Source organism: Nitratidesulfovibrio sp. (assembly GCF_040373385.1).
GTDB lineage: Bacteria > Desulfobacterota > Desulfovibrionia > Desulfovibrionales > Desulfovibrionaceae > Cupidesulfovibrio.
The window spans coordinates 388,522-407,394 of the sequence record NZ_JBDXXH010000001.1; the positions used below are offsets into that span (position 1 = coordinate 388,522).

The window sequence follows — 18,873 nt, forward strand, 5'->3', positions numbered from 1 at the left end:
GACGAGAGCGGAGAGCCTTCATGATATCTCGTTGGGTTCCCGCTTTCATGCATTCAAGGGCGCACGGCCCTTCGTTTCGTCTTGCCAACGCGCCCCCACTGCATACACCTTGGGTAGTGAACCCTTGTCGGCCGGATCAGCGAAGCCGTGGGGCGGTTGACCATTCTCCGCGAACAGGCGGCGACACTCCGATTGCGGCGTATCAACCGTATCCGCACGATACGCGGGTCGCTCGCCATAGAAGGCAACCAACTCAGCGAAGCGCAGATCACCGCCATCCTCGACGGGAAACGGGTCATCGCGCCTCCCCGTGAGGTTCAGGAAGTGCGCAATGCCCTTGCCGCGTACGAGTTGATGACTGGAATCTAGTCGTCGAAAAGGACCTGCTGGAAGCGCACGGCATCCTGATGTCCGGCCTGATCGACGAGGCAGGCAGCTACCGCCGGGGTGGCGTCGGCGTGCCGGAAGGTTCCCACGTTATCTACCTGGCTTCTCCGGCGGACCGGTTGCCCGCGCTTATGGGCGATCTGTTTCACTGGTTGGCGACCAGCGATGCCCACCCGTTGGTCGCAAGTTCCGTGTTCCACTACGAATTCGAATTCATCCATCCCTTCGCCGACGGGAATGGCCGCATGGGGCGGTTGTGGCAGAGCCTCATTCTGGCCCGTTGGAGTGGGTTGTTCGCCGATCTCCCGGTGGAGAACCTGATCTTCCCGCATCAGGCCGAGTACTATGAGGCGTGGCAGGAAAGTACGCGGCAGACGGACAGTGCCCCCTTCATCGAGTTCATGCTCACGATGATTTTCGATGCCGTGAGCGCGTCCGTTGCTCCAGATGCCCCCCAAGTCGCCCCTCAAGTCACCCCCCAAGTCGAACAGCTATTGCAGGCCATGCATGGCGAAATGCCCCGTGAGGCGTTGCAGGATGCACTTGGTCTGCAAGGCCGCAAGTCTTTCCGGGAGCGCTATCTCAAACCGGCCCTGGCGGATGGGTTCATCGAGATGACCGTTCCCGACAAGCCCAATAGCCGCTTGCAGCGGTATCGACTGACGGACAAGGGGCGTCAGTTGCTGCAACTCCGTCGTGAAGGGTAGGTTCCAGGCAAAGTTGTTGGCGGTTCCACGGCAGTGCCCGCAAAGCATGTTTGTGGCATAGGGGGGGCCGCAGCCCCCCTGCCGGTTGTCCTAGCTTCCTTCTGCCTCACCCTCCGGCAGCGCCAGTTGCGCTTCCTCTTCGCGCTCCTTGCTACCTTCCATACTTGCCGGTGTGTCTGACATGATGGCCGCCACGAACACGCCAGCTACACCGGCCAGGCAGCCGCCAAGAAACACCCAAGCCCTGTTCATTCCCTTGTTCCTGGATTCGTGGTCAGTCATCGATGCTCTCCTTGACGACGTTAAGTACCGCGATGGCTATGGCGATGATTGATCCCCAGTTCATATCTTTATCCTCCTTGGGATGCGGACCTTCGGGCAGTCCGCGAAGAGCACGCATTCCGCAGGCGGCAGAAGGCACCTCTTCCACGGCCAGAACCGGCACAAGTACATCCAGCGCATACGACCTCCTTGTCGGGGTGTTGAAAAAGAACGGGGAGGCGTGGTGCCTCCCCGTTTCTCGTTGCCGGTGTTGTTTGTGTTTGCTTCATGTCGCGCGCCTGCCGACCAGCGCGCCTTGGAGCAGGCCGAACATCGCCGGGACAAGTTCGGTCATGGTGTTGATCGTCCGGTGCCGTCCCGGCAGGTGCTGCAGGATGTTCACCGCGCCGATGCCGATGGCGTAGACCTCGAACCCCAGCCGTTCGGCGTGCCGGATGGCTTCCAGGGCACATGTTGGCGTATCGGGATCGCCATCGGTCAGCAGCAGGATGAGCTTGCGGGCCTCACGCAGGGGTAGCATTTCCTGCATCACCCACCACAGGGACTCGGTCAGTGGGGTGGTCCCCACGGCAGACATCAGGAGCCTCGAATGTACCCGCTGTCCGTGCCGCACCAGGCGGCCCACTGTTTTCTGTTCCGTTGACGCCGGGTCATGGCTGGCCGGAAAAGCGGTGATGGCCACGTTGATGCCGATGGTCTCAAGGGCCGAGGCCACGGCATGACAGGCCGTGCTGGCCAGCCGGATGCTCGTAGTCATGGACCCGGAGCAGTCGAGAAGCAGATGCACGGCGGTGTTGATGCCGACGCGCGTTCCCTTGCGCATGAAGACGCGGGCGTCATCCGTGGCGATGCGGTGGAGCCTGCGCGGGTCGAGTCTCCCGCTCCGTGCCCCGTGGGTCCGGCTGATGGTCGCAGCCTGCAACAGGCCATGAAGCCGCGTCCGCAGGGCCGTCGATGCCCGTTTGGCCTCGGCGATATCGTCAGGGTGCAGGTCCCAGCTTACCTTGTGAGTGACGGTAGCCACGTTCACGGGCAGTCTATCGCTTGCGGGTGCCTCACGTTTCAGGGCCTCACCAAGGATTGCACCGAATTCCTGCGGAAGTTCGTCCCCTTGGGCATGCAGCAGGGTCCGTATCCGTTCCCACGGTGATGCCGTGGGCTGGTTGCCATTGCCAGACCCACCCTCCGGGGCGTTCCCAGTTTGATTGGCGTCCAGATTCCTACCTGACGCGGGTGGCGGCGTTTGCGTGGCCTTGCCTAGTTCCGCGACGATGGCCCGCGCATGGACAATGGCCTCGGCTGTTGATGCGCACGAGGTACGTACCGCTTCCACCACGCAGGCGATGCGGGTAAGCAGGCCCGGGCAGAGTTTATCGAGATGTGCCGCGATGGTGTCGCGCCGTTTCCCGATGGCCGGGACGTCCCACGCCCGAACCGTAAGCAGCAGCCAGTTCAGGAACAGGGCTGCGGGATCGTCCGCTGTCTTGGTCGCCTTGCCGCCGAAAAAGTGGCCAATGAGCCAGTCGAAATTTCCCCGGCAGCCGGGGAACGAGGCAACCAGCCGGTTCTCCACCCTCCAGTCCTCGATGATGTTCCAGACATGGTGCTCAAGCGGGGTAAGGTTCGCGGCCTTCAGCGCAGCAAAGTCGGTATCCCGCAGGTGGGCGGCCTCATGGTCGATGTAGCCACGGGCTAGTGCGAGGAAGGTATCGGGCACGTCCACCGGCAAGGCGGGGAGATGGATCGCGCTACCGTCCGTGTAGGCCTCCGTGCCCCCGATGGTCACGGTGACGCCGTATTTCCTGCCGAGCACGCTCGCCACCAGCGGCAGCGAGCGCATCACGGCGCGTGTATCCAGCATGTTGTCCTCCGGATGCGAAAAGGCCCCGAAGCGTGGTGCTCCGGGGCCTTTCGTGGCTGGTGTGTATCGGATGATCAGGCGGCGGTGCCGAGCAGCCGCCAGTACGGTTCGAAGCTGGCTGCCACCAGCGCGCCGATCTGCCTAAGGAAGGAGGCGTAGTCGCCGCGCACCCCGATGGCGTCGAGGTTCTCGTAGTACGCGGCCCGCTGTTCCACCGGGATGATCACCGTGGGGTATCCGGCCCGCATCAGTTCAAGGTTCATCAGCAGCCGGGCGGTGCGCCCGTTGCCGTCCGTGAACGGGTGGATCACCACGAAGTCGGCATGGACGCGCGCGGCCAGTTCCACGGGGTGCAGGCGCGTCGCCGCATCCGCGTACCACCCGAAAAAGGTGTCCATGCGTTCCTGCACATGCAGGGCATCGGGCGGGGTGTGCCCCGCGCCGGAGATGATGACGTTGCGGGTCCGGTAGCGGCCCGCGTCATCGGCAATGCCCCGAAGCACCAGTTGGTGCAAGTCCTTCAGGGTGCGTTCGTCCAACCCGCGTCCGTCTCGCACCACCTCTTCCAGAAAGCCGATGGCTTCCCTGTGGTTGATGGCTTCAAGATGCTCGCGCATGGACTTGCCGCCGATGGTCACTCCATCTTCCAGCACCACCTTGGTCTCCATGAGGGTCAGCGTGTTCCCCTCAATGGCGTTGGAATGGAAGGTATACCGCAGCACCATGTCCGCCCGCAGGTCGGCCACCATGTCGGGCGGCAGCGGACGATGCCGGTCGAGCCGCGCCTTGAGGGCGTCGAGTTGGGCGATGTCGATGGGCGGTGTGGGCGAAGGGGTTGTCATGGCGTGCTCGCAAGTAGCTTGAAATCAAGTTAACCGTTTCGATAGGTAAACGGGTTGGCGTGGCCTGTCCAGCCACCTACCACAAGCCGCAATTGGGCAGGACGGGTTGCAGGTCGGGCATGATCTCGCGGGGGATGCCATCCTGCGCAAGGTCGTCCCCAAGGTCGGGCATGTCGTCCTCTCCTCCTTCGGGTTCGTCTGCGGACGCTATCCGTCCATTCTCCGTGCTCCCATCCTGCCGCAGCAGAGCATCCAGCAGATCGGACGGGCGATGCCCCTCCATGATCCGTTGTCCATGCTCCATGAGCGCGGACGGATCGCGCAGCAGGGCCACCAGCCCCTGCAGCATGAGCAGGTGCGCCCCCTGTATCCTGCCCCGCTTGGGCAGATTGGCGAAGGCCGTATCGATGAGGTCGGCCACCGGGGCCACCCTCGGTTCCACGAAGGTCAGCTCGGCCAGCTTCTGGTGGATGGTCCGCAAGGGGGACAGCGCCTTGTGGGTCACTTCGCTGCGGCCCGCGTAGCACTTGTGCCAGGCCTCGGTGGCGGCCTTGGCCACCTCGTCAAACAGGGTCCGACCAAGCCCTCGCACCTCTTCCGCAAGCCCCTGGGCCACCGGCTCCGCATCGCCTGAAGCAGGCGGCACGATGCGGTAGACCTGCCAACGGAAGCCCATGCGGCTGCGCACGTAGTCCGCGCTGACCGTGGAGTCGGCGATGATGCGTTCCCACTCGCCGTGCCGGGCTATCCAGTCCCGAACGGCGTCATCGTACCGGGTGAGGAAGGTATCCCTGGCTGCCAGGAATTCGCCCCGAATGCGGTCGAGTTCTTCCACAAGAACGGGGGCTTTTTCCTCCGGAATGCCCCAACCGCCAAGAAAGCGCACGCCGTGGCGGTCGAGCAGGTTCACCGCGCGCGCCTTCAGCGTGCCGAATATCTTCAGTTCCTCGGGATCGCAGATGCGCTTGCTGCCGAGCGAGGCAAGCTCCTCCGGCGGCAGGTCCGCGCCGCCGAAGTCAGCCGGGGTCAGCTTGCGCCGGGCGGTCCAGATGTTCACGTCGAGGTTGATGGCCATGAGGCAGTTCAGGATGGTGTCGTTCATGTGCGTGCTCCGTAAAAGCGGAACGCCCCTCGGGGGAGGGGCGTCCTAGATTCCGTTGTGGAAGTGATAGTGGTCTTTTTCGATCTTCTCCGCGGCCTGTCGCCACATCTCCTGTACCGGGTCCTCGTCGATGCACCGGCCCCACCCGATGGTATGGACCGTGACCCGCGAGGGATGGGGTTCCTCGTCATCCCCGGTCCAGGTGCTGACCTTGAGGAGGTAGAGTTCCGCTTCCGCCTTCCAGTGGTGGCGGACGCCGTTGGTGTGGATATCCCGGACGAGGTGGATGCTGCGGGAGAAGGGGAAGATACGCATGGCGGATGTCGCTTTCATGAGTGTGTGCTCCTCGTGGGTGCTGTGTAGGTCGGAGTCGTTCCAGAATGCGGAATCGGTCCAGGATGTCTGTCGCCGTTTGGGGATCGCCGGTCAGGGCCTCCAGTTCCTCCTGCAGGGCCGCCTGGTCGATGGTCTGTCTGCCGGGCATGGATGCCACCCGGAAGCGGTGCCTGCCCGCGGTTATCCAGTCCCGGGCCATGCTGTCGCTTACCGCCGCGATGCGCTGGAAGGCGGTGCGGATGCGCCCTTCAATCGCTGCGATATCGCCCTCGATGGCGAGTTTGCGTTCATTCAGGCTGGCGAGATGGTCGAGGTCCGCCGCATGGGCGGGACCGAGGTCCACTGGCATGCCGTCAACCCGGATGGGACGGAACTTGGGACAGGTGGGGTTGGCGTCGCACCAGTCACACAGGGGATGAAACCCCCGGCAATACGGGAGGTCGTCAAGCGCCAACTGCCCCGCCTTGACGGCGTTGACTGCCTGCCACAGGTCGGCGGCAGTGTTGCAGCAGATGCCGAGCATGGTCCGGTTAGGTGTGTATGGTCCGAAGGCCTTGGCGTCGGCCATGGAGATGGAGAGCACCCAGCCTTCGATGGCCACGCTTTCCGAAGTGTCCGGCAAGTCGATACCGAAAAGCAGACGGGCTGCCTCCGGGAAGGTCTTGCGGGTGAAGATCGGCTGGTCGTCTTCGTCCCGAAGCGAGCAGCAGGGGCGATGCCAAGTACTCTCCAGCAGGCCGATCTGCCCGTAGAGTTGCACCTCGTTGGAGGTGTAGAGGGTTTCGGGCAGGTGCCCGTTGCTCTTCAGCTCCAGCACCCGGATGACGGGGGTCGGGGTTTCGTGGATGAGGGTGATGTCGAGGTGGGCCTTGATGGGCACGCCGTGGAAGGAGGCGCTGATTTCCAGTTGTGGGATGACGCGGTGGCCGCTTTTGGTGAGCGAGTCGGTGATCCCGGCTTCCTGCCAGTGGCCCCGATGCAGTGGGAGATGGCGTTTCAGGATGGAACCGACATGCGGAGGCGGGGTGGTGTGGGGCTGCGTGCCCGGCGACGCCAGTTTGCGGGCAGCCGCCGAGCGCAGGCATTCCGTTGCGGCGCCGATGTCGGACATGCCGACGTAGGTGTTGCGGTCGCCCAGTTGAGTCAGCGTGGTGTGGACTTCGCGTGCCAGCAGGGATTCGGCGAGGAGGGAGAGAGGGTCCGGCAGTGCCGGAGGCATGGGGGATTGCGGGGTGTCTGTCATGGGGGACTCCATCGAGTGAACGAGGTTCCCCCATGGCGGGGGAATCCCCGCCGTTGGCGTGGTGTGTGGATCAGGCGGTCTCGGCGTACCGCCACCAGACCTTGCGCTCGGCGTTCCATTTGAACCCGGCAGCCGAGAGCAGTTGCTTGCGGGCAGACGTGTTGCCCGATGCCAGAATGCAAAGACGGCCATCCTGGGCGGTGGCCGTCGAGTAGTTTACCCCATCCAGCCGTGGCAGTGACGCCAAGGCTGGATGTGTTTTTTCAGCAGGCTTGGGCTGAGGTGGAGGGGCTGCGGGCGTGGCTTGTTGGGCTGAGACGACCGAAGGCTGCGGATTCCGAGGCTGGCGAGGCGTTCTCTGTCGTGCGGGCCTGTCTCGGGATGCTGCCTCGCCGTCGTCATCGTCTTCCGTCACCATGCCGAGCATAGCCGAAAGCGCATACCTGCGGGCATAGGTCATGGCGCTGCCGTAACCCTGCGGGTCGGCCTTGGGCAGGGGCATGACCAGTAGCGACGACTGCCATTGGCCGGATTCCGCGTGCGTGAGCTTGGTGACAAGGCCGAGGCGCCCAGCCTCTGCCGGGACCGGGCACTGAGTTACCCAGATGCCGTTGGCCAGCAGCGCATCGCGGCAGGAGTCCATGACGGAGTTGAGGGTGGCATAGCGGGACTTGGCGAACGGGTTCTCACGGTCCTTGATGGCCGGTTGCAGGGTGTGCTGCACGGCAATGAGGGCCTTGGCGAGGTCCGTGACCTCAGGAGAGGTGTACTGAAGGCTGTCCATGGCGTCTCCTTGGAAAGAGAAAAGCCCTGACACACAGGGCTTTGGGGCAGTTTGGGGCAAAATATAAGTCAATCCAAGTATGTAATATATATTTGAATTTTAATGGATAACGCGTGGGCGGAGAATGCAGCCTCCATTCCGTTAACCCACCCCTCGAAGAGAAACAGGCAAGAATCAGGTAGAATTGCGTCTATCCCTCTCACTGTTGCCGCCAGTAATTAGGGTGTCATCTGGCAATCGGGAGAATCCGTCCGATTGCCCCACCAACAGGGAGAGTATCGACATGAAGGCAGTAGCCATAAACGGAAGCCCCCGCCGGGGGGGCAACACGCAAATAATGCTTGAAAAGGTGCTTGAACAACTGCAGGTCGCCGGGTGGAGCACCGACTACATTCAGGTTGGCGGCAAACCCGTCAGGGGCTGCATTGCCTGCTTCAAGTGTTTCGAAAATCGCGACAGGCGGTGCAGCATCGGCAAGGACGGCTTGAACGACCATCTGGAGCGGATATACTCGGCCGATGCCCTCATTCTCGGGTCTCCGACCTACTTCGCGGACGTCACCCCCGAACTGAAGGCCTTCATCGACCGGGTCGGGTTCGTGGGCCTGGCCAACGGCGGGCTGCTCAGCGGGAAGATCGGTGCCGCAGTGGTGGCGGTCAGGCGTGGTGGCGGAACCCATGTCTTCGACACAATCAACCACATGTTCCTGTTGTCTTCCATGGTCGTTCCCGGCTCTACCTACTGGAACCTCGGGGTCGGGCGCGACAGGGGGCAGGTGCTGGAAGACGCGGAGGGAATGCGGAACATGGAGCACCTGGGCAAGACCATCTGCTGGCTGGGCCAGGCCATCGCCTCGGCCCCGGCTCCATTCCCCGCGCCCCAGTACAGGCTGGATTTGGAGTCCGAGCCCCCCGTAGCCTCTTGAACAGGAGAATCAGGCAAGAATACGCTCGGATCATGTCTATCCTCAGCGCCTGCCGTGGTTAGCTTTCACACGTGCGCTGCTTCAACGCGCTGTCCGCCGAAAGGCCCGAACAAGGAGCAAGCAGATGGAAAAGAGAATACTGGGAACGAACGGTCTGGAGGTCTCGGCTATCGGCCTTGGCTGCATGGGCATGAGCCACGGCTATGGCCCGGCGGCTGACAGGCGCGAGATGATCGCGCTTATCCGCCGGGCCGTGGAGAAGGGTGTGACCTTCTTCGACACTGCGGAGGTATACGGGGATAACGAAAGCCTTGTGGGCGAGGCGCTGGCGTCCTTCAAGGGCAAGGTGGTCATCGCCAGCAAGTTCGGCGTGTACAACGTGGATGGCAAGCAGACCCTGGACAGCAAGCCCGAGCGTATCCGGCAATCTGTGGAGGGCTCGCTGAAACGCCTGGGGGTGGAGGCCATCGACCTCTACTACCAACACCGCGTGGATCCTGCCGTGCCCATTGAGGAAGTGGCCGACGTGGTGGGCGAATTGATGCGTCAGGGCAAGGTGAAGCACTGGGGCCTTTCCGAGGCCGGGGTGCAGACCATCCGTCGGGCACATGCCGTACTGCCGCTCACCGCCATTCAGAGCGAATACTCCATGATGTGGCGCCAGCCAGAGGCGACGTTACTGCCCGCTCTGGAGGAACTCGGCATCGGCTTCGTGCCCTTCAGTCCGCTGGGCAAGGGCTTTCTCGCGGGGCGCTTCGACAAGACCGCGACCTTTGGCGGCGACGACTTCCGCAGCATCGTGCCCCGATTTTCTCCCGAGAACCTCGACGCCAACCAGGCGCTTGTCGCACTGGTGAAGTCCGTGGCGGCGGCCAAGCAGGCCACCCCAGCGCAGGTCGCATTGGCCTGGGTGTTGGCTCAGAAGCCCTGGATCGTGCCCATCCCCGGCACCACCAAGATGGCCCGCGTGGAGGAGAACCAGGGAGGCGCGGACATCGTGCTGACCGAGAGCGATCTGCGTGAACTGAACGCCGCGCTGGCCAGGATTGAGATCGCCGGGGACCGCTATCCGGCGGACTCGGACTTCGCCAAGCGTACTGGCAACTAAATACGTAAGAGAGGAGACACCACCATGAACAGCAACATCGCAGGAAAGGTTGTGGTCATCACCGGCGCGAGCAGCGGGCTTGGCGAAGCCACGGCGCGCTCCCTCTCCGTCCAGGGGGCGACCGTCGTGCTGGGCGCGCGGCGTGTGGATCGCCTGCAGGCCCTTGTGGATGCGTTGACCGCCAGCGGAGGCAAGGCCCTGGCCCTGGCCACGGACGTCACCGACGCCGCACAGGTGAAGGCGCTGGTGGACGAGGCCGTACGCATCTTCGGCCGCGTCGACGTCATGCTCAACAACGCCGGGCTCATGCCGCACTCGCCACTGGAACGCCTCAAACTCGACGACTGGGACCGCATGATCGACGTGAACCTCAAGGGTGTGCTTTACGGCATCGCTGCCGCGCTGCCGCACATGCAGCGCCAGAAGTCTGGGCACATCATCAACGTCTCTTCCGTGGCCGGGCACAAGGTCCACCCTGGCTCTGCGGTATATTCGGCCACCAAGACCGCCGTGCGGGTCATCTCCGAGGGGCTACGCATGGAGGTGAAGCCGTATGGCATCCGCACCACGGTGCTTTCGCCGGGCGCGGTTTCCTCTGAGTTGATGCATAGCGTGACTGAGCCGGACGTAGCCGAGGGCATCCGCCAGTTCTATGCCGAGTATGCCATTCCGGCCGAGACCTTCGCGCGCATGGTCGTGTTCGCCATGAGCCAGCCGGATGACGTGGACATCAACGAGATACTCTTCCGGCCCACGGATCAGGAACTGTAGACGTGACCCGGACCGGGGCCATGGTCGACGACACCCGGCAATGGAGCCGCCCGCCTGCCGGATGTTGTCGGAAGGTTCACCCGGAGGCGGGTGGGAGCGCCCATGGAGTTCGGGATGGCCGACAGCGTCGACAACGTCGACGGCGCATAGTGACTTCAAACCAACGGACAGAAGCAAGCACGTTATGGATACTCTCAAGCCCTCGGAAAATGACGCACAAATCGTCGCTGGCGCGCTGTTTCTGACCATTCTTGGTGCGTTGATGGCATTCACATCGCTATCGACCGACATTTACCTTCCGGCAATGCCGACAATGGCCAAGGAACTCCACGGCGACACAGAATTCACTATCACCGGTTTTCTGGTGGGGTTCACCTTCGCCCAACTTCTCTGGGGGCCGATCAGTGACAGCAAGGGCCGTAAGGCTCCGCTTTTCATCGGCATGTTGATTTTTGCGATAGGAAGCGCAGGTTGCGCCATGTCGCAAACGATCACGCAGATCGTCTTCTGGCGCATCGTGCAGGCTTTTGGCGCATGCACCGGCCCCATGCTGGCTCGGGCGATGATTCGGGATTTGTACTCCCGTACCCAGGCGGCGCAAATGCTGTCGACCCTGATGATCATCATGGCCATAGCGCCGATCATCGGTCCGCTCATGGGGGGGCAAATCATTCGGGTCAGCAGTTGGCACAGCATATTCTGGCTGCTGACGGTGATCGGGTTGCTGATGTTCGTCTCGCTGTTCTGGTTGCCGGAGACTCTGCCCGCCGAAAAGAGAACGCCCGCTTCGATAGGGAGCGCCTTCACGAATTATTATTTCCTGTTGCGGCATAAGGTGTTCATGCGGTTCACCCTTTGCGTGACATTCTATTACGTTGCCGCGTATGCATTCATCGCCGGATCGCCGCGAGTGTACATCACCCATTTCGGGGTAGACCCGCAGCACTACGGATGGCTGTTCGCGGTCAACATCATCGGAGTCATGATCATCAGCTTCTTCAACAGGCATCTTGTCTACAGGTTTTCCCTGCGCATGTTGTTGCAGATTGCGACAACAGTATCATTGTTAGCCATGATTGCCATGGCTGTATTTGTCAGGGAAGAACTTTTCGGCATGTATATAATCGTCGGGATGGTCTTCATATTCTTCTCGATGAACGGAATCGTCGCCGCTGTGTCAACGGCGGCAGCCCTGGACGAGGTTCCCCATATCGCAGGTTCGGCTTCCGCGTTGATCGGCGCGCTGCAATACGGGAGCGGCATCGTCTCGTCCGTGCTGCTTGCCCTGTTCAGCAACGGGACGCCGTGGACTATGACCTGGATAATGCTGTTGTTCACGGCGGCTGCGTTTCTTGCAGTGCAGGGAAAGGCAAGCAAATACGCCAGCCGGTTCTTCGGTAGACATGCCGGTAGCTGATGCGCGGCAAGCGTTGGGGGAAGGGCAAGACAGCGAAGCCCCTCTGTTCTCCTTCACGATCGGTACGGTGACCGGTGACGAACCAGGCTTTGTCCCGCAGTGCATCGCCTGCGGGGGGGGGGGCTTGAAAAATGCCCGCGGCAGATTCCCATTCCCGGCGTTCAGGAAAGGGAGGCGCCGAGTTGGAAGGCGGGGGGGCGATGAGCGGCAGGAGGTGGTCTGGCAGTGCTTCCGCAAGAGTCTGGATTAGGCAATTCTGGTGGGGCGGCGTGATAACCACGCTGCCCCGTTTCGTTTCCTGGGGTGGTCGTGCCACACACACTCGCATGATTGGCAGCAGGTTGGCTTTTGCTCTGTGCCTTTTCGTTTTCTCGTGCGGCTCTGGAGTGGGGGGCACGCGCGCCCCGATCACTCTCGGAGAATTGCAGAAAAACAGGACCCGCCCCCCTGCGGCCTCTGGTTTCGCAGGTTCCCCTTGGTCGCTGTCAGGAGGCATCGTCGCAGGTAGAATCAGGCAAGAATCGGGCAGGATCGTGTCTACCTTTCCTTTTGCTCCGTGGATAGTTTTTATCAACGCAACGTCAAAAGCGAGAGGAATAGAAAATGAGCAACGACACACAAAAGGTCTGGTTCATCACCGCAGCCAACAAGGGGCTTGGCGCAGCCACCGCCCGTGAAGCCCTTGCCTTGGGCAACAAGGTTGTTGCGGCCGCGCGCAATCCCGAATCCGTCATCCAGGCCCTCGGCGAGTCTCCCGACCTGCTTCCCGTGAAGCTCGACGTCACGGATGACGCGCAGGTTCGCGCCGCGGTGGCGGCCGCAATGGAGCGCTTCGGGCGCATCGACGTTCTGGCCCATGTCGCGGGGTACGGACTCATCGGATACTTCGAGGAAATGTCCGAGACGCTCATCCGCAAGCAGATGGAGACCAACCTCTTCGGCGCCATGAAGCTGACCCGCGAGGTCCTGCCGATCATGCGAAGCCAGCGGTCGGGGTTGATCATCGGAGTCAGCTCCACCTCAGGCGTTCGCGCCGTGGGGGGCGGCTCCGTCTACAGCGCCTCCAAGTTCGCCCTCGAAGGCTGGCTGGAGGGAATGCACGTTGATCTCGCGCCATACGGCATCCGCTGCATGATCATCGAGCCGGGAGCCTTCCGCACCGACTTCTTCAACACGGCGACCTCATTCGCCTTCTCCGATCTGGAGATCGACGACTACCGGGAGCAGCGCGCCGCCTTGTACAATCTCATGGTCTCCCAGCACGGCAAGCAGCCCGGCGACCCGGCCAGGTTCGCCAAGGCCGTGATGCAGGCCGTGACCTCCCCGAATCCTCCCTTGCGGCTGCTGGCGGGCAAGGCCGCAGTGAGCACCATCGACAAGCATCTCGCGGAACGCCGCGCGGAATACGCGGCGTGGAGCGCGGTTTCGGCGGCGTGCGACTTCGAATAGCAGCACGCATGGGAAAAAGCCGCCAGGCCACTGCGCGGCAACAGGGATGAACACACGATGACGTGGAACAGTATGAAACTGACGCGGCGAAGGATGCTGACGCTGGTGGGCCTGTCATGCGCGGCGGCGGGGTCCTGCGCGCTCCAGCCCAAGATCGGCCCGCTTCCTGATGGGCAACGGCTGGAACGCATCAGGACTTCGCCGAACCATGCAGGCGGCGAGTTTCACAACCAACTGCCCACAGAACTCTTCACCGGCGAAGGGGGAAAGGTGTCCTCCATGTGGGACTTCCTGTTCGTGCCCAAGGACCGGCTGAAGCCGGACCATCCCCTGCCCATGGTCGGCACGGATTTAAGGGCATTGGCGGGGCGTGACGAGGCCGCGGTCTGGTTGGGGCACTCGTCGCTTTTCCTGCGCACCGGCGACCACACCGTTCTGATCGACCCCGTGTTCGGCTCCTATGCGGCTCCGTTCTTTTTCATGAACAGGGCCTTTGGCGGAGATTACCCCTACGCAGCCCACGCGATGCCGGAGATCGACTGCCTTATCATTTCCCACGACCATTGGGACCATCTGGACCATGCGACGCTGACCGCCCTGCGCCCCAAGGTGAAGGCCGTCGTCTGCCCGCTGGGCGTCGGTGCCATCCTGGAGGAATGGGGATTCGATCCGGCCATCATCCACGAGGCCGACTGGTACGAAAGTGTACAGGCCGGGCGGAACCTGCTCGTCCACGTTTTGCCGGCGCGGCACTTTTCGGGCCGCTGGATCAGCCGCAACAAGACACTCTGGGCAGGCTTCATGATCGAAACGGCCGGGCGCAGGGTGTTCTACAGTGGCGATAGTGGGTACGGCCCTCATTTTGCGCAGATTGGCGAGAGATTCGGCACGGTGGACCTGGCCATCATGGAAAATGGGCAATACGACCCGAACTGGAAAAACATCCACATGATGCCGGAAGAAGCGGTTCAGGGGGCGATGGACCTTCGCGCGCGGGCTCTGCTGCCGGTCCACTCCGGGCGGTTCTGCATATCCAACCATGCCTGGGATGCCCCCTATGAAAGGATTGCCGCTGCAAGCGCGGAGAAGCCTTTCAGGCTGCTGACCCCGCGCATCGGTGAAGTGGTCGACATGGACAACGAGTCGCAACTGTTCGACGCTTGGTGGAAAACCACGAAGCAGGCCGATGGCCGCATGTCAGGATAGGAATCGGACCGAGTTGGCGGCATGCACGTTCGGAACGGCGGCCATCACCGCCATCGTCGGCGCGGGGACCCTGGCGATGTTTGAGGTACTGCCGGGCATGGCCATGTTCCCGGACTGGATCGCCAAGGCCATCTTGTAGGTGGCCAGGTACTTCAACAACAGGTGGACACTCCACCATGTGGCGGAAAGCGGTGCGTGAACGCATCGTGAAGCCCACAGGAGATGGCGGCATGCCCGGCATGCGGTTGAACGCGGCGCCGTATTCCCTCGCGCAGGCTTGTGCTAGAATTCAGCCAGAACAAGGAGGAACCCCCATGGCAGAGCATGAACTCACCAGCGAATCCGTTCCGGCAGCTTCCGAGGACATGACCGCCTTGCGCCAGTCGCTGGCGGAGACCATCGGGCGGCTCACCGCAAAGGCGCATCGCGTCATCACCCCCATCCCGGCCCTTTCACTGGGGCGCTGGGAGGCCCCTACCGAACAGACCAGCTACATGCACGAACCCAGTCTGTGCCTAGTGGCCCAAGGGGCCAAGCGTGTCCTGCTGGGGGAGGAATTGTACACCTATGACGCGGACCACTATCTGATCGCTTCGGTGGATCTGCCCATAGTTGCCCAGGTTATCGAGGCAAGCCCGGAAAAACCCTATCTTGGACTGATGCTGAAGCTTGACCCCCGGATGATTTCGCAGCTTCTGGTGGACAGCAAGCTGCCCATGCCCCGGGTGCAACAGACCAGCCGGGGCATGGCCGTGAGCCGGGTCAATGAAAGCATGCTCAGTGCGTTTCAGCGGATGCTGGCGCTTCTGGACGTGCCGGAGGACATTCCGATTCTTGCCCCCCTGATCCAGAAGGAGATCGTCTACCGCCTGCTTGTCGGTGATCAGGGGCCCCGCCTGAGGCAACTCGGGGCCATAGGCACCCAGAGCAACACCCTTGCGCTGGCCATCGAATGGCTGAAGGAAAACTACACCCGGCCGTTGCGCGTCGAGGATCTGGCGGGGTACGCCCGGATGAGCACCTCGGCCTTTCATCGCCATTTCCGGGAACTGACGGCCATGAGTCCGTTGCAGTTCCAGAAGCGGCTGAGGCTCCACGAAGCGCGGCGAATGATGTTCGCGGAGCATCTGGATGCCGCATCGGCGGCGTTCAAGGTCGGCTACGAGAGCAATTCCCAGTTCAATCGTGAATACAGCCGCCTCTTCGGTGCGCCGCCCCTGCGCGACATCAAGGGGCTGCGGTGGCAAACAGCAGACCCGAGGCTGCTGAGCGCCACGGCGGAGAGCATCACCGCCCGTGATGTCTAGCCATACGTAGCGAATGCATCGAGGGGGGGAATGCCCCCCCCTTGCATCATGATGCTTGGCGGGGCATGTCGATACACCGGATACCCGCCCGCCTGCCCGGCTCCCCGCACACCCTGTCTGCCCCGCCAGAAAGCCCAATTCCGGGGCAGATGGCATCCCGTCACACGTCCTGGGCTTCGCGCCCCGTCCCCGCCTGCATCATCCGCCCCCCCCCATTTCCGCCCCGTCATGCGCGCGGCATGTCAGGCGGCCCGGATCGTGCGGCGCGTTTCGCCGTGACGCCTCGTGGAAGTAAGGAGTGCGCACGGGTTGGCTCCTTTTCGCAAAAATTCTTCTGGGGGCAGCCTGCCGGAATCCTTCGCTTGCGCCCGCAACGGCGCTTGCGGATGGACTCCCGGAATTCCAGTCCATTCCGGTGAAAAGAGGAATAGGCAACAAGCAGGCAGGATCGTATCTGGAGGGCGGCCGAAGCCGTGGGTATATCTTCCAGTGAAAAAAACGCGATTGCGCACAAAGGAGCCGCAATGAAAGACCAGCACGTCATAGACCGGGTTGCCCGCGAGCAACGGCGCCGTACCCTGAAGTTCGTCGCCGCGGGACTGTTCGCCAGCCATTTTCCTGCGGCGCTTTCCTCCCTGGCGGCAAACACTGTGGCGGGAGAGGAAGGCAAAGGGGGCAGCATGCCAAGAATATTGATCGCCTACTACTCCAGAACCGGCAATACCCGCGCCATCGCCGCGCACATCCAGTCCCTTGTCGGCGGGGAGAACTTCGAGATTCAGACTGTCGTCCCGTATCCCGACGAGTACAAGGCGACGACGGTGCAGGCCAAGAAGGAACTCGAAGCGGGATACAAGCCTCCGTTGCGCGGCAAGGTCGAAAACATCGCACCGTATGACGTGGTGTTCATCGGTTCACCGAACTGGTGGGGCACCATCGCGCCGCCGGTGATGACCTTCCTGTCCGAGCACGACCTGTCGGGCAAGATCGTTGCCCCGTTCATCACCCACGAAGGAAGCGCCTTGGGCAGAAGCATGGGGGATGTCAGGGCGCTGTGCCCCAATTCGACGGTGGTCGAAGGGCTTGCCGTCCGGGGCAGCCGGGCTGCCTCCGCGAAAGACGAGGTCGCCGCATGGCTGCGTGCGACGGGAATTCAGAAATAGCCGTTCTGGCCAATTCTGGAGGTATGCAATGAAGAAGGTGCTGATTCTGGCGTCCAGCCCCCGCAAGGGCGGAAATTCCGACCTGCTGTGCGAACAGTTCATGCAGGGCGCGCACGGCGCGGGGCACGAGGTGGAGACGGTCTATTTGCGCGACAGGAAGATCGGCCATTGTCTGGGGTGCGAGCATTGCCGCCAACACGACGGAGAATGCATCCTGAAGGACGACATGGCGGGCATTCTCGATTCGATGATCGCCGCAAATGTGATCGTCTTGGCCACCCCGGTCTATTTCTACACCATGAACGGCCAGTTGAAGACCCTCATCGACAGGACCGTGGCCAAGTACACCGAGATCAGGGGCAAGGACTTTTACTTCATCGTCAGCGCAGCTGATGGCGACGAGATGATGATGGCGCGCACCATCGAGGAATTTCGTGGCTTTCTCTACTGTCTTGATGAGGTGGAGGAGCAAGGCGTGGTTCTTGGCGTTGGCGCGTGGAAGAAGGGAGATATCGTCGGAAGCCGGGCCATGTCCCACGCCCATGCGCTGGGCAGCGGAATTTAAGCGGCGTCTCCGCCGTCGCATTTCCTTGAAGGGACGCCCGTGGCCGAGGGGCTCGCTCCTCGCTCGTTGGTGAATGCGCTGGAGGACAAGATGGCAGCCGCCTGAGGCCATCGCGACCACTTCGCGGAACTCCGTGAACGTCTTTCGCGCCCCCACGGGGCCGCGCAGCCAGCCGAGCGCCAACACACCCGCGAACGGCAGGCCCCGGAGGTAAAATGGATACCGACAACAAGCATGACATGCAGAGGCGCGCGTTCATCAAGGCATCCCTGTGTGCCCTGACCGGCGCTGTGGCCGTGGGCAGCGGACTGGGTGTCCCTGCGAACGCGTTGGCCGCGACCATGGAACTTCAACCGACGCCCACGGCGCCGATGGTGGTCGGATATTCCAACGGAAGCATCGGGATGGACGCGTCACGTTTCCGAACAGAAACCTGGGGACGAAGGTAGTTGGCAACCTGTTCAAGCCTGCGGGCTTCGACGCAGGCAAGAAGTACCCAGCCATCGTCGTCACCCATCCCTTCGGCGGGGTCAAGGAACAGACCTCCGGGTTGTATGCCCTCAAGCTTGCCGAACAGGGCTTCGTCACCCTTGCGTATGACGCCTCGTACCAGGGGGAGAGCGGTGGCGAGCCCCGGCTGATGGAAGTTCCCGCCGCTCGCCTCGGGGGCATCAGTTCCGCGATAGACTTCCTGAGCAACCATCCCAGGTCGAACCGGACAACATCGGATCGCTGGGCATCTGTGCAGGCGGAGGCTACGCCATCAGTTCGGCGCAGACGGAACTCAGGGTCAGGGCTGTCGCCACAGTCAGCATGTTCGATCTGGGGGCCGCGCGTCGAGAGGGCATGGGTTCCATCTCATATGAAGATCGCATGAAACGACTGGGAGAGATCGGGGCGCAACGTACCCGAGAGGCGCGGGGAGAAGCCGTACGCTACATGCCGGTGGTCCCCGACTCGGACGCGCAGTTCACTGAAACCACGTCCGACCTCTACCGTGAAGGGTACGAATACTGCCGGACGAAACGCGCCCAGCATCCGAATTCACCCAACAGGTACATTTTTTCCAGTCTGGCCCAGCAGATGGCCTTCTTCCCCTTCGGCACAGGTCGAGACGATTTCGCCGTGCCCGATCCTGCTCATGGCAGGCTCAAAGGCGGTCACCCTGTTCTGGAGTGAAGAAGCGTACCAAAAGGCCAAAGACCCCAGGGAACTTTTCATCGTTGATGGCGCGACGCACATCGACATGTACGACAAGCCCCAATTCGTCACTCCCGCAGTTGCAAATCTGTCGGAGTTCTTCACGCGGAACCTTCACGTCTGATCGGCGGGGCGCAGGGGAAGGGTACGCACCCATTTCATCCCGCCGTATCCACTTCGAACGTGGATGCTGCATCCGGCAGTCCACATGTCGCAAG

The 18,873-nt window shown here is 62.3% G+C and carries 21 protein-coding genes; 13 read left to right on the forward strand and 8 right to left on the reverse strand.

Features of this window, described 5'->3' with window-relative positions:
* The first annotated feature begins 156 nt into the window (after window positions 1–156).
* Both ABWO17_RS01625 and ABWO17_RS01630 read left to right on the forward strand, forming a co-directional pair.
* On the forward strand, window positions 157–369 hold the full coding sequence (locus ABWO17_RS01625; RefSeq protein WP_353115396.1) for a hypothetical protein: 213 nt from the start codon (window positions 157–159) through the stop codon (window positions 367–369).
* A gap of 38 nt (window positions 370–407) precedes the next feature.
* On the forward strand, window positions 408–1,094 hold the full coding sequence (locus ABWO17_RS01630; RefSeq protein ID WP_353115398.1) for a Fic family protein: 687 nt from the start codon (window positions 408–410) through the stop codon (window positions 1,092–1,094).
* Window positions 1,095–1,184: 90 nt separating this feature from the next.
* On the opposite strand, the gene ABWO17_RS01635 is transcribed toward ABWO17_RS01630, so the two are convergent.
* The 7 genes from ABWO17_RS01635 to ABWO17_RS01665 all read right to left on the reverse strand — a co-directional run bounded on the left by ABWO17_RS01635 (window position 1,185) and on the right by ABWO17_RS01665 (window position 7,544).
* A complete protein-coding gene (locus tag ABWO17_RS01635) occupies window positions 1,185–1,376 on the reverse strand; it encodes a PDZ domain-containing protein (protein WP_353115400.1) in 192 nt (63 codons plus the stop codon).
* Window positions 1,369–1,539, reverse strand: a complete 171-nt coding sequence (locus ABWO17_RS01640) for a hypothetical protein (RefSeq protein ID WP_353115402.1) — start codon at window positions 1,537–1,539, stop codon at window positions 1,369–1,371. The genes ABWO17_RS01635 and ABWO17_RS01640 overlap by 8 nt, the downstream gene beginning before the upstream one ends.
* A 102-nt stretch (window positions 1,540–1,641) precedes the next feature.
* The gene (locus ABWO17_RS01645; protein WP_353115404.1) at window positions 1,642–3,237 is read right to left on the reverse strand and encodes a cobaltochelatase CobT-related protein; all 1,596 of its coding nucleotides are present in this window, start codon (window positions 3,235–3,237) and stop codon (window positions 1,642–1,644) included.
* A 74-nt stretch (window positions 3,238–3,311) separates the two neighbouring features.
* Entirely contained in the window at window positions 3,312–4,079 is a 768-nt protein-coding gene (locus ABWO17_RS01650) for a Fic family protein (RefSeq protein WP_353115406.1), read from the reverse strand.
* 76 nt (window positions 4,080–4,155) lie between these two features.
* Window positions 4,156–5,181, reverse strand: a complete 1,026-nt coding sequence (locus ABWO17_RS01655) for a DUF3150 domain-containing protein (RefSeq protein WP_353115408.1) — start codon at window positions 5,179–5,181, stop codon at window positions 4,156–4,158.
* A 187-nt stretch (window positions 5,182–5,368) separates the two neighbouring features.
* Window positions 5,369–6,760 (reverse strand): hypothetical protein, encoded by a 1,392-nt coding sequence (locus tag ABWO17_RS01660; protein ID WP_353115410.1) that lies wholly within the window; start codon window positions 6,758–6,760, stop codon window positions 5,369–5,371.
* A 70-nt stretch (window positions 6,761–6,830) separates the two neighbouring features.
* Window positions 6,831–7,544, reverse strand: coding sequence for an ERF family protein (locus tag ABWO17_RS01665; protein WP_353115412.1), 714 nt, complete (start codon window positions 7,542–7,544; stop codon window positions 6,831–6,833).
* Window positions 7,545–7,827: 283 nt separating this feature from the next.
* Here ABWO17_RS01665 and ABWO17_RS01670 point away from each other — a divergent pair, with 283 nt between their 5' ends.
* The 10 genes from ABWO17_RS01670 (at window position 7,828) to ABWO17_RS01715 (ending at window position 17,455) form a co-directional block, all read left to right on the forward strand.
* Entirely contained in the window at window positions 7,828–8,469 is a 642-nt protein-coding gene (locus ABWO17_RS01670; RefSeq protein WP_353115414.1) for a flavodoxin family protein, read from the forward strand.
* 124 nt (window positions 8,470–8,593) lie between these two features.
* Window positions 8,594–9,577, forward strand: coding sequence for an aldo/keto reductase (locus ABWO17_RS01675; protein ID WP_353115416.1), 984 nt, complete (start codon window positions 8,594–8,596; stop codon window positions 9,575–9,577).
* Window positions 9,578–9,601: 24 nt separating this feature from the next.
* Window positions 9,602–10,348 carry an SDR family oxidoreductase gene (locus ABWO17_RS01680; RefSeq protein WP_353115418.1) on the forward strand — a complete coding sequence of 249 codons (747 nt, stop codon included), beginning with the start codon at window positions 9,602–9,604 and terminating at the stop codon, window positions 10,346–10,348.
* Between the two features lie 184 nt (window positions 10,349–10,532).
* Complete coding sequence (locus ABWO17_RS01685) at window positions 10,533–11,765, forward strand: multidrug effflux MFS transporter (protein WP_353115420.1); 1,233 nt, start codon at window positions 10,533–10,535, stop codon at window positions 11,763–11,765.
* A 603-nt stretch (window positions 11,766–12,368) separates the two neighbouring features.
* On the forward strand, window positions 12,369–13,214 hold the full coding sequence (locus ABWO17_RS01690) for an SDR family oxidoreductase (RefSeq protein WP_353115422.1): 846 nt from the start codon (window positions 12,369–12,371) through the stop codon (window positions 13,212–13,214).
* Window positions 13,215–13,286: 72 nt separating this feature from the next.
* Complete coding sequence (locus tag ABWO17_RS01695) at window positions 13,287–14,420, forward strand: MBL fold metallo-hydrolase (RefSeq protein WP_353115424.1); 1,134 nt, start codon at window positions 13,287–13,289, stop codon at window positions 14,418–14,420.
* Window positions 14,421–14,433: 13 nt separating this feature from the next.
* Entirely contained in the window at window positions 14,434–14,559 is a 126-nt protein-coding gene (locus ABWO17_RS01700) for a hypothetical protein (protein ID WP_353115426.1), read from the forward strand.
* 175 nt (window positions 14,560–14,734) lie between these two features.
* Complete coding sequence (locus ABWO17_RS01705; protein WP_353115428.1) at window positions 14,735–15,727, forward strand: AraC family transcriptional regulator; 993 nt, start codon at window positions 14,735–14,737, stop codon at window positions 15,725–15,727.
* A 524-nt stretch (window positions 15,728–16,251) separates the two neighbouring features.
* Window positions 16,252–16,890 (forward strand): flavodoxin, encoded by a 639-nt coding sequence (locus ABWO17_RS01710; protein WP_353115430.1) that lies wholly within the window; start codon window positions 16,252–16,254, stop codon window positions 16,888–16,890.
* Window positions 16,891–16,918: 28 nt separating this feature from the next.
* Window positions 16,919–17,455, forward strand: coding sequence for a flavodoxin family protein (locus ABWO17_RS01715; RefSeq protein ID WP_353115432.1), 537 nt, complete (start codon window positions 16,919–16,921; stop codon window positions 17,453–17,455).
* Window positions 17,456–17,804: 349 nt separating this feature from the next.
* Here the strand turns inward: ABWO17_RS01715 and ABWO17_RS01720 are convergent, their stop codons facing one another.
* Complete coding sequence (locus tag ABWO17_RS01720) at window positions 17,805–18,158, reverse strand: hypothetical protein (protein WP_353115434.1); 354 nt, start codon at window positions 18,156–18,158, stop codon at window positions 17,805–17,807.
* A 170-nt stretch (window positions 18,159–18,328) separates the two neighbouring features.
* Here ABWO17_RS01720 and ABWO17_RS01725 point away from each other — a divergent pair, with 170 nt between their 5' ends.
* Complete coding sequence (locus ABWO17_RS01725) at window positions 18,329–18,634, forward strand: hypothetical protein (RefSeq protein WP_353115436.1); 306 nt, start codon at window positions 18,329–18,331, stop codon at window positions 18,632–18,634.
* Window positions 18,635–18,873: the final 239 nt, after the last annotated feature.